The following is a 10,250-nucleotide window of genomic DNA, read 5'->3' on the forward strand; positions in this document are numbered from 1 at the left end:
ATTGGAGAGATTCACCGCTATGGAAAAACTTGCCATTCACGGAGGAACGCCAATTAGTTCCGGCGATTTCAATTCCCGCTTGCAGGGGGCCCGCCTCCTCGATGATCGAGAGAGACAGGCCGTCCTAGAAGTCCTAGAAAGTCAAGCGCTGTTTCGGTATGCGCCGGGGGCTCGGAAGGTAGCAGAGTTTGAACGGGACTTTGCCGCCAGGCTGGGAATTGACTATGCCCTGGCGGTCTGTTCGGGAACCGCGGCCCTGCACATCGCCTTTGCCAGCCTGGGCCTCACCTGCGGTGATGAAGTGCTGGTTCCCGCGTTCTACTATGTGGCTACCGCCCACGCCATCCTGGCCACCGGGGCGATTCCGGTCTTTGTCGAGGTGGACGAATCCCTGGGGATGGACCTGGAGGACCTGCGCCGGAAAATTTCCCCCCGCACCAAGGCGATAGTCCCCGTCCACATGCGAGGAGTTCCCAGCAACATCACAGCCATCAGCGCCATTGCCAAGGAGCACGGCTTGCTGCTCATCGAAGACTGTGCTCAGTCCTGTGGCGCCACTTTCCAGGGGCAGCATGTGGGCACCTTCGGGGATGCAGCGGCCTTTAGCCTGCAGCATGAAAAGGTACTCACCACCGGGGACGGTGGAGTGGTGGTGACCAAGGACCCCGACGTCTACGAAAGGGCTGTGCGATTTCATAACAACGGGAACTTCCCTGGAGCCAGTCGGGAACAGGCTGTGATCGCCCTCAACCTGCGGATGCCGGAGCTCAGTGGTGCCGTGGCGGGAGAGCAGCTGAAAAAACTTGATGGCATCCTGGCGCAACCCCGGGCCCGTCACCGCAAACTCAAGGCGGGACTGGCGACCCTGAGCCCACAATACCCCATCGAGTTTCAACGGGTCCACGATCCCGAAGGAGACCTGGGAATCTCGCTGGTAATGTTTGTGCCGGAAGCCAAGGGCGAGGAATTTTCTCGGGCCCTATCGGCCGAGGGAATTCCCAATTGGTGGCTTTATTCCAGTCTGGGACACAGCTACCACACCTCTTACCAGTTGTTACAGAAGCGAACGCTAAACTCCAAGGGGTTCCCCTTTAGCTGCTATCCTGAAGTTGAGTATTACCCAGGCATGTGCCCGCAGACCGACAGCCTACTGCGCCGCTCCATCCATTTTGATATCAATCCCTTCCTCACCGACGAAGATCTAGACAAGATCATCGCCGGGGTGGAAAAGGTGGCCTACTGGCTCCTGCGGGACTAGTTGGGTGAACTAGTCGTCGGCCTGCATAGCATGCCGGGATGGATGCTGCCATACCATGAGTAAAGCGTCCACTTGATTCCAAAATTGTTCCGGGCCCATGGCATCTTCCCGGGAAGCATAGGTATTTGGCAGGCCAATCCCTCCACCGCCGATGGTGATGAGATTGGCCTGTTCCATCACCTGAGTCAACACCTGCACATGTCGGGGGATAATTCTCAGTCCCGTCCGTTCCGACAACCACCGAGCAATGGTCTTATGGGTAGCGGCCAATACCGGTTTCCCGGCAAGCTTCCGCTCATGAATCAGGTCGATAAAGGCCATCACACAGGCTTCGGTGGCAGGATCGATCTGGGGCGCAATCTCCTCCTGTGCCATCTCTCTTCCTCCCTTCAGAGTTTGATGTAGATATATCCCTTTGCTTGTCCTTTCACCAATTCAGTGATAGCCGCTGGGACAACCCTTACCCAATCGGGTAAAGCCGTGGGTTGGATCTGGCGCGCTCGCAGGGAGTTTCCACAGGCAACAAAGTCAACCTGCCGCTCCGCCAGAGCAGCCATGGCAGCTAGTGCTTCAACTTCGCCCTCACCGGGCAGATAGCCTATTACTGCCGGACCATTGGCCACCACCTCGATGGCGATGCCCTCTTCTGCTAAATCACCTAAAAGGTTGCTGACATTGGACAGCAGCGCAGTCCACTTAGCTGTCTCGTTGATGTGAAAAAGAACCTGATAACGCCTCACCTCTAGCCCGCCTCCTTGCTCCTCTCTTCAGGCGTACCATATAGCTGGGTCTTAGTCAGAAGCAGCCTGCCTCTGGATTTAACATCATTTCGCCGGTAACGATATCCATCCCTCCCCTGCGAAGGCTCCTGTACATCGACTTGCTCTTCTTGACAGCGGTTGATTGTCAGAATATAATGGCAATAATATCCATGTTGCAAGAAGCCCGGGGAGATGAGACTATGCCGATCATCCAAGTGAATAACCTGAGTAAAGTTTTTCGCACAAAGCAAAAACAGCCGGGTTTGCGGGGCAGCTTGGCATCGGTGATTAATCCAACCTTTCAGGAAGTGGAAGCCGTCTCCAATATCTCCTTTCAGGTGGAGCCCGGAGAGATTCTAGCCTTCATTGGGCCCAACGGAGCGGGCAAGTCCACTACCATCAAAATGCTAACCGGTATCCTGCATCCCACCTCGGGAGAAGCTAGGGTCTTGGGAATGGTCCCTTGGAAACAGCGTCAGCAGTTATCCTTTCGCATCGGCTCCGTCTTTGGCCAAAAATCACAGCTGTGGTATCACCTTCCCCCCGAGGATACCTTCAATCTCTTGGCCAGAGTCTATGAACTAGAACCCAAGCGCTTCCAGGCCCGCAAAGAGATGCTCGTAGAAGCCTTCGAGCTTGAGGAACTGCTGACCATTCCCGTGCGCCGCTTGTCCTTGGGGCAACGGATGCGCTGTGAGATTGCAGCTTCACTCCTACATCAACCGGACTTACTTCTCCTCGATGAACCCACCATCGGTCTCGATGTGATTGCTCGCCAAAGGATCCGCGATCTGATCAAGTGGATGAACCAGGAAGAAGGAACCACCATTTTCCTCACCTCCCACGATACTGGAGACATAGAAGCAATCTGCAAACGGGCCATTGTGATTCATCACGGTACCATCATTCTCGACGACTCTGTATCTACCATGAAGAGGGAGTACATTAGGGAAAAGGTGATCGACTTGAGACTAGGGACAGCCGTTGCAGAATTTGACTGTCCCGGTGCCACCATAGTTAAGCGCTCCGATTACGGCGTGAAGCTCATCGTCGATACCGACGGTACAGACCTTGGCGCCTTACTGGAATACTTGATGACCCACTATCCAATAGTCGACGTGAATATCTCAAATCCCCCACTGGAACAGGTCATCGCTCAGATCTACCTCAGTCAAGACCCCGCCAGCACTGCCTAACACAGGAGTGGCAAGGAGGGAGGAAACCTATGACCAGTACTAAAGGAAGATCAGTTCCATCCCTGGGTAAGTACTGGGCGATTTTCACCATCAATTTGCAAAATAGATTCGTCTATGTCATGGATCTGGTCTGGAGCGGGCTCTCCCTGGTGATGTTCGTCTTCATCTTCACTCAGCTGTGGCGGGTGGCCTATGGCTCTGCCGGCTTAACCAACCTCCGTGGATATACCCTAGCTGAGGTGATTTGGTACTTCATGTTTGCCGAAGCCATCGTCTTGTCCCACCCGCGACTGACAGATACCATCGATTTTGAAGTGAAACAGGGCAGTATTGCCTACGGGCTGACAAAACCCTATAGCTACCTGCTCTACCACTACGCCACATTCCTGGCCGAAGTCTCTCTGCGTTTTGTGATCAACGTGCTAATCGGCTCTCTGGTGGTGATGTTGACCATCGGTAACCCACCGGTCACCTTCAGCGGCCTTCCCAACCTGCTGCTGTCTGTACTTCTCTCCTCGGCAGTTCAGTTCTGTCTGCTCATGGCAATCGGGCTGGCTGCCTTTTGGTTAGAGGATACTCGATCAATCTATTTCATCTACCAAAAGTTCCTGTTCCTACTGGGAGGAATGCTGCTTCCCCTGGAGCTGTTTCCTAGATTTATCCAGAAAATGGCGGGGCTCTTGCCCCTTCGCTATGTAGTTCACGGTCCGGCAAAAATGTTTGTCAAATATGATTCTGCGCACTGGAGACAGCTTACCGCCGGTCAAATCGGATGGCTGTTGGCACTGGCTTTGATCGTGACGGGAATATACCGGATGGGAGTGAAAAAGCTCAATGTCAACGGTGGTTAGCAATCTTCGCTTTGCCTGGTACTACGTGAGAGCCAACCTGAGCATGGCCATGGAGTATCGCGGCAGCTTTCTGACCCAGGTTTTTGGCATGGTCCTCAACAACACCCTCTGGGCGGTCTTCTGGTGGTTATTCTTCCAGAACTTCCCAAGGATTGAGGGCTGGTCCTATTCCGAATTGCTGTTGCTCTATGCTGTAGTTGCCATCGGCTTTGCTCTGGCCCTAGGGCTGATGGGCAACTGCAACAGCATCAGTCGGATTATTGCCGAAGGCCACCTGGATTTCTACCTGGCTCAACCCAAACCTGTTCTGCTGCACATCCTGGTCAGCCGCATGGATGTTTCCGCCTGGGGAGACCTTGTCTTTGGTGTGCTGGTCTATGGAATCAGCGGCGCAGTGAGCTGGTACAATACCCTTTTGTTGATCACAGCCAGTGTCCTTACCGGGGCGATATTTGTGTTCTTTGGAGTTGCCGTGCATTCCATCTCCTTCTACATTGGAAATTCCGCCACCATGGCAGCCCATTTGTTCAATGCCCTCATCACCTTTGCGATGTATCCCAACAGCATGTTCCGTGGTTCAGCCCGGATCCTCTTGTTCACCGTGATTCCCGCGGGTCTAATCACCTGGGTACCAACGGAGATAATCCGGCTCCACCGCATAGAAATCTTGCTGGCGATGGCCGGGGGAGCTGTCCTCTTGGGCCTGGTGGCCATCACCTTGTTCTACCGTGGACTAAGGAGATATGAGTCCGGCAATTTGATCAGCGTTCGAGTGTGACTTGTCCCTCCCGGGGCAGGATCGGCTCACCGAAGGTTTTGGCCTTCCCTTTTTCGGGTATTCTACGTTCAAAACGTAGTCGTAGTGGAAGGCTAACACCAAGTGATTGGGAGCTAGGTCCAGTTCCCAGGGGAAAGGATGATCCAATTGCGGGACTGCTGTATCAGAATTGGCGGTGAAGCCGGCCAAGGGCTGCGCTCCGTCGGTCAGTTGCTGTCCAAGGCACTCCATGCTGAAGGGTACCAGCTCTTTTCTAATCAAGACTACGAGTCACGGATCCGGGGCGGCCACAACTTCTACAACATTCGGTTTGGCCCTGACCCCATTGTGGCACCGGCTCCACGGGTCGATATTCTCATTGCCTTAGATCGAGAGACCACCGCACGACATATGGAAGCCCTCAACCCCAATGGGGTGGTGATCTATGATCCTGACATTAAGGGTATTGGGTGTGATGATCCTCATCGGTGCTTTCCCGTTCCCTTTACCGAAATCGCCTCCAGACACGGCAACAAGATAATGGCCAATACCGTGGCCGTTGCCGCAGTGTGGGGAGTGTTGGGTAAGGACCTGAGCTTGATTAACCGCTTGCTGGAAGACACCTTTGCCGACAAGGGCGACAAGGTTATTCAGGCAAACATTGCCGCAGCCAAGGAGGGTTACGCTCAGGGTCAGGCAATTCCCCAGGGTCGCTTTACGATTCCTGAAACTCAGGGTACCAGCACCGGGCAGATCCTGGTTAGCGGCAATACCGCGATTGCCATTGGCGCCATTGCTGCCGGCCTCAAATTCATGAGTGCCTATCCCATGTCCCCTTCCACCTCTATTACCGAATATGTTGCTACCAAGGGTGAAGAATTTGGGATCCATATGGAACAGGCCGAGGACGAAATCGCCGCGGTGGTGATGGCCATCGGCGCCTCCTACGCCGGCCTTCGTTCCATGACGGCCACCTCCGGTGGCGGGTTAGCCCTCATGGGGGAAGCGGTATCGATGGCAGGCATGAATGAAACTCCCGTCGTCATCATCGACGCCCAACGGCCCGGTCCTGCCACTGGCCTTCCCACCCGTACCGCCCAGGAGGACCTCAATTTCGCGATCCATTTGGGGCACGGAGAGTTCCCCAAGATTGTTCTGGCGCCAGGAACCCATGAGCAAGCCTTCGCCATTACCGCGGAAGCCTTCAATCTCGCGGATGTTTACCAATGTCCTGTCATTGTCCTCACAGATCAGCACTTAGCCGATGCCCAAAGGACGATTCCGGCCTTTGACTTTGACTCCGTTACCATCGACCGGGGCCAATTGGTCACCTCTGATGAGGAAGCAGGATACCCCAACTACCGACGTTACAGAGTAACGGAATCGGGAATTTCTGACCGATTTATCCCTGGATTCGGTAAGTCGCTAGTTGTCTATTGTACCGACGAACATGATGAAGAGGGGCACCTGATCGAGGATGCTGAGACCCGCAATGCTCAAAACGCCAAACGAAATAGAAAGCTAGAATTGGCCCGCAAGGCGATGCCAAGCCCAGAGATTTACGGTGATGCCACGGCAGAGCTGGCATTGGTTTGCTGGGGCACCACCTATGGGGCCGTCAAGGAAGCCGTTGATCTACTGAATGCCAGGGGCACCAAGGCCAAAATGATCCATTGGACCCATGTCTGGCCTTTGAATCCCGACACTGTCACAGCGGCGGTAGCCGGAGTATCTCAGTTGATTGTTGTGGAACAGAACTATACCGGTCAGTTTGCCCGTCTACTCCGAGCCGAGGCTGGTGTGGAATGTACCGACAAGATCCTGCGGTCCGATGGAAGACCCTTCACGGCCGTAGACATCCTAGACCGACTTAGCGAAATCAGGGGGGAGAAATAGTGGTAGATGTAACGGATTACAAGTGTGATCGAGAAATTGCTTGGTGTCCTGGATGTGGTAATTTCGGTATCCTCAACGCCATTCCCCGTGCCTTAGCCAAAATCGGGAAAGCTCCCCACGAAGTAGTGATTGTCTCTGGTATCGGACAGGCACCTAAGCTGCCCCACTACCTCAACGTCAACACCTTTAACGGTTTGCATGGCCGCAGTCTACCCGCGGCTACCGCCATTAAATTAGCCAATCATGACCTCACTGTGATCGTCGTCGGAGGCGACGGAGACGGATATGCCGAAGGAGGAAACCACTTCCTGCATGCCCTGCGCCGCAATATTGACATTACCTACCTGGTGCACAACAATCAGATTTACGGATTGACCAAGGGGCAAGCCTCACCCACCACGGAACCGGAGTATATCACCGGAACTACGCCCTGGGGGGTGCTCACCGAGCCCTTTAATCCCCTAGTGATGGCAATATCCGCCGATATCAGCTTTGTGGCCAGATCCTTTTCCGGTGCTGGGGACCACCTAGTGGACACCATCGCGGAAGCAATTACTCAACGGGGCTTTTCCTTTGTTGATATTCTGCAACCCTGTGTATCCTTCAACCATCTAAATACCCACTCCTGGTACCGGGAACGGGTGACACCCATCGAAGGACACGATCCCACCGATCGCAGGGCAGCCTGGGAGCTGGCCCACAAGTGGGGCGATGAGATTCCCATCGGGGTAATTTACAAAGGAAGTCGCCCGGCCTACGACTCCCTGGTGCCGGCAATTCGGGACACTCCCCTGGTCAAACAGGCCCGGTTCGAGGACAAACTTCCCATGCTCAATGAGGAGTTTATGGCCCGTTAGCAAGGTAGATCATCGCCCTGTTAAGGAACAGCCAACAGCCCTACCGGATAGCTTTCGGACAATGCAAAAAACCGCCCCGAGGAGAAACCCTTAGGGGCGGTTTTGCTTTACCGGTAACTTGTCAGGGTTAGGCCGTCCAATCTAGGGCACTATCGGGAGAAAAGGTACAGTACCCGATTTTATCGCAGTTTTTCTTGATCTTCACCCACGCCTCGTCACCCTTGATAGCATCGAGGGCCGTGGGATAAAGAATGTGATTCTCCTTGAAGATATGGTCCCGGAGGTTAAAGACAATGTACTTGGCCAACTCATCGAGTTTGGTCTTAAACTCAGCGGTGGAAAGGGAACGGCAGTTTCGGGCCAGCTGCAAGAGCTCCTGCTTCCGTGGTCTGAGATCGTCGTGCTCCAGGCGCATTACCGTAGGTGGTCCATTGATCCCCGCGGCCTCCATCACTGGGAATAAAGCGTCTTCCTCTCGGGAATGATGTTTCTCCGCGTTGACTAGACCATCCGCCACCCTTTGTAGGTCGGTGATCAGCTGCGAGTCAGGATCAATCTCAGCTTCCTGCTGAAGCTCATAGTTGAGCTTATCTAACTCCTGCAAGAAGTCTAGGAGGGCATCGTGTTCGGCAATAAAGGTATGCAAGGGGTGTCCTGGGTCCACAGAAGCCTTCAACTGCGCCAGCTCATCGGACAGCATTTCGATGTGAATTGTACACAGGCCCCGCAAGTCCTCTGGTGCCATTCCATTTTCGATCAATTGTTGCTCTGCAATGGACAATTCCGTCGGGTCAATATTTGCCAGGAGCTCCTGGGCATCTGCCTTCACCTGAGCCACAGGTTCTCCAGAATTAAGCCTTTTTAGAACTTGGACAAGCTGTTCCATTTTATCCATCATTAAGTCCTCCCCTATCAGACAGCTTACTTAGTGCTGCCGGGTCACTAGACTATCCAGATCGTATACAAGAACCTTCCTGTTCCCTATGAGCCGAAGGATTCCCTCTGCCTGCATTTGGTTAAGCTTCCGGCTGATGGTTTCTCGGGTTACACCAATGTAGTTGGCCAGGTCCTCCCGACTTAGGGGCAAGGATATCAGTGTCCCGCTGTCGGTCTGTTCCCCGTACTGCTGGGCAAACTCCCAGAGCACGGCAATCACCCGTTGTGTGGCTTCACCTAGGCCCAGCTGCTGGATCATCCCTTCCAGGCGCTCCAGTCGGCGGCATAACTCGGAAGTGATATCGAAGATAATGTCAGGATATTCTCGCATCAGCCGGTGAAAGGCCTCCCGGCTGATGAAGCATGTCTTGGTGTCCACCAGAGCTTCCGCGGAGTAGGTCAACCTTTGGCGCGTTAAGAGGTTCTTCTCTCCCACAAAGTCTCCGTCGGTGAGAATCTGCAGGATTCGCTCCCTTCCGTCGGAGGTGTAGCGAAAGGTTTTCACTCGACCGGAGTTAATGATAATCAATCCCCCGAGATCCCTTCCCTCGGGGACAATTAGCTCACCCTTCGCAAAATCCCGCTGAGTAACCAACGCGGCAATCTGATCCAGAGCCTCTTGGCCCAAGCTGGAAAAAATAGGGACTCTCCCTACACATAGACTATGGGTGCAGTCCTGACAACTAATGGTTGCTTTGGTCACAAGCTCACTCAAGGATACCACTCCGAATTCTTACTCACTGCTCCAGTCGTTGCCTTAGGCGGGGATGGAGGATGTTATTCTCCAAGTGAATGTGCTCAAACAGATCCTTCTCCAACTCCGACAGCTTCCGATAAGTGTCAGCATAGGTCTCGCAACCATCGGCAGGTGCCTGGTAATCATCGGTAACATCCTGCAATTCCTTCACGATGTCTCCGGCAGTGTCATGTTCACCTTCCACCCGATCAATCTCTGCTACAGCCTGGGTCAAGGTTTCCCGGCTGCCGGTACTCTCGTATTCCTTAACTAGAGGAAATAGCGTTTCTTCTTCAAAGATCAAATGCTGCTCCAGTTCCATTTTCAGCATGTGAAACAGACGGTGTACCTTCGAAAGTTCAGGATGATCCCCACCGTGGACTCTAAGGATGGTAGTGGTCAGCTCACTGAGCTGTGGCAGCGCCCGTCTGAGGTAGGCATGGTGGGTATTCACCACATAATCCACCAAGTCAGTCAGGGGCGCAGTTCGCCAATCCTTGACCCCCGTCAGTTCCTTGGCCTTTTCCCGAGCTTTGGCTAACTCGGCTAGGACCAATTCTCCGTCAAGACCCTGTTCCTCGATAGCCTTGGCCAAGGGTCGATCTCCTCCGCAGCAAAAATCAATCCGATACCGATGAAAGACTTCCCCCGCCGCCGGTAACGCTGCCACAATATCTCCAATTCGGTCATTGAGAGTAAATTGTCTCTCTACCATCGAGCTTTCTCCTCCCTGCATCCAATGGGTTATCGGTTTCTCTGTGTCAGATTTAGCATATCCCTTTTGGCCGATCAAAGCCGTGATCTAGATCAAGTTTTGCCGGAATTTTCTAGGCAATTGGAGGCCAGACGAGATAGGAGGAATAGCACACAGAGGTTAGCAGAGATACAGCCTTAGCCTTCAGTCCTGAGAAGGTTGAGGTGCGGTTTTGATGGAAGACGGGAAAATAGAAAGAGGTATACTAAAGTGCCCCCCATTGTCAAGACACAAATTTAATATTTATC

At 53.6% G+C, this 10,250-nt stretch carries 11 protein-coding genes; 6 read left to right on the top strand and 5 right to left on the bottom strand.

Annotated features, from left to right (window positions below; genetic code table 11):
- Nucleotides 1-19 precede the first annotated feature (19 nt).
- Entirely contained in the window at nt 20-1,258 is a 1,239-nt protein-coding gene (locus GX030_08940; GenBank protein NLV92498.1) for a DegT/DnrJ/EryC1/StrS family aminotransferase, read from the top strand.
- A 9-nt stretch (nt 1,259-1,267) separates the two neighbouring features.
- Here the strand turns inward: GX030_08940 and GX030_08945 are convergent, their stop codons facing one another.
- Complete coding sequence (locus GX030_08945; GenBank protein ID NLV92499.1) at nt 1,268-1,633, bottom strand: hypothetical protein; 366 nt, start codon at nt 1,631-1,633, stop codon at nt 1,268-1,270.
- 14 nt (nt 1,634-1,647) lie between these two features.
- Entirely contained in the window at nt 1,648-1,998 is a 351-nt protein-coding gene (locus tag GX030_08950) for a hypothetical protein (GenBank protein NLV92500.1), read from the bottom strand.
- Between the two features lie 221 nt (nt 1,999-2,219).
- On the opposite strand from GX030_08950, the gene GX030_08955 reads away from it, so the two are divergent.
- The 5 genes from GX030_08955 (at nt 2,220) to GX030_08975 (ending at nt 7,576) form a co-directional block, all read left to right on the top strand.
- On the top strand, nt 2,220-3,215 hold the full coding sequence (locus GX030_08955; protein NLV92501.1) for an ATP-binding cassette domain-containing protein: 996 nt from the start codon (nt 2,220-2,222) through the stop codon (nt 3,213-3,215).
- Nucleotides 3,216-3,244: 29 nt separating this feature from the next.
- Nucleotides 3,245-4,066, top strand: a complete 822-nt coding sequence (locus GX030_08960; GenBank protein ID NLV92502.1) for an ABC transporter permease — start codon at nt 3,245-3,247, stop codon at nt 4,064-4,066.
- Entirely contained in the window at nt 4,050-4,844 is a 795-nt protein-coding gene (locus GX030_08965) for a hypothetical protein (protein NLV92503.1), read from the top strand. The genes GX030_08960 and GX030_08965 overlap by 17 nt, the downstream gene beginning before the upstream one ends.
- Nucleotides 4,845-4,991: 147 nt before the next feature.
- Entirely contained in the window at nt 4,992-6,719 is a 1,728-nt protein-coding gene (locus GX030_08970) for a 2-oxoacid:acceptor oxidoreductase subunit alpha (GenBank protein ID NLV92504.1), read from the top strand.
- The gene (locus tag GX030_08975) at nt 6,719-7,576 is read left to right on the top strand and encodes a 2-oxoacid:ferredoxin oxidoreductase subunit beta (GenBank protein NLV92505.1); all 858 of its coding nucleotides are present in this window, start codon (nt 6,719-6,721) and stop codon (nt 7,574-7,576) included. The genes GX030_08970 and GX030_08975 overlap by 1 nt, the downstream gene beginning before the upstream one ends.
- Before the next feature lie 127 nt (nt 7,577-7,703).
- On the opposite strand, the gene GX030_08980 is transcribed toward GX030_08975, so the two are convergent.
- From GX030_08980 to ric, 3 genes are read right to left on the bottom strand one after another with little or no spacing between them, the layout of a single operon-like run.
- On the bottom strand, nt 7,704-8,474 hold the full coding sequence (locus GX030_08980; protein ID NLV92506.1) for a DUF438 domain-containing protein: 771 nt from the start codon (nt 8,472-8,474) through the stop codon (nt 7,704-7,706).
- A 27-nt stretch (nt 8,475-8,501) separates the two neighbouring features.
- Nucleotides 8,502-9,215, bottom strand: a complete 714-nt coding sequence (locus GX030_08985) for a Crp/Fnr family transcriptional regulator (GenBank protein ID NLV92507.1) — start codon at nt 9,213-9,215, stop codon at nt 8,502-8,504.
- Between the two features lie 34 nt (nt 9,216-9,249).
- Nucleotides 9,250-9,963 (bottom strand): iron-sulfur cluster repair di-iron protein, encoded by a 714-nt coding sequence (gene ric / locus GX030_08990; protein ID NLV92508.1) that lies wholly within the window; start codon nt 9,961-9,963, stop codon nt 9,250-9,252.
- Nucleotides 9,964-10,250: the final 287 nt, after the last annotated feature.

It is taken from the genome of Bacillota bacterium (genome assembly GCA_012727955.1).
Lineage (GTDB): Bacteria > Bacillota > Limnochordia > DTU087 > JAAYGB01 > JAAYGB01.

Bases quoted from the DNA above. Each gene is read 5' to 3' on its own strand.
- GX030_08940 (NLV92498.1), top strand. From the start codon at position 20: ATGGAAAAACTTGCCATTCACGGAGGAACGCCAATTAGTTCCGGCGAT.
- GX030_08945 (NLV92499.1), bottom strand. From the start codon at position 1,633: ATGGCACAGGAGGAGATTGCGCCCCAGATCGATCCTGCCACCGAAGCC.
- GX030_08955 (NLV92501.1), top strand. From the start codon at position 2,220: ATGCCGATCATCCAAGTGAATAACCTGAGTAAAGTTTTTCGCACAAAG.
- GX030_08960 (NLV92502.1), top strand. From the start codon at position 3,245: ATGACCAGTACTAAAGGAAGATCAGTTCCATCCCTGGGTAAGTACTGG.
- GX030_08965 (NLV92503.1), top strand. From the start codon at position 4,050: ATGTCAACGGTGGTTAGCAATCTTCGCTTTGCCTGGTACTACGTGAGA.
- GX030_08980 (NLV92506.1), bottom strand. From the start codon at position 8,474: ATGATGGATAAAATGGAACAGCTTGTCCAAGTTCTAAAAAGGCTTAAT.
- ric (NLV92508.1), bottom strand. From the start codon at position 9,963: ATGGTAGAGAGACAATTTACTCTCAATGACCGAATTGGAGATATTGTG.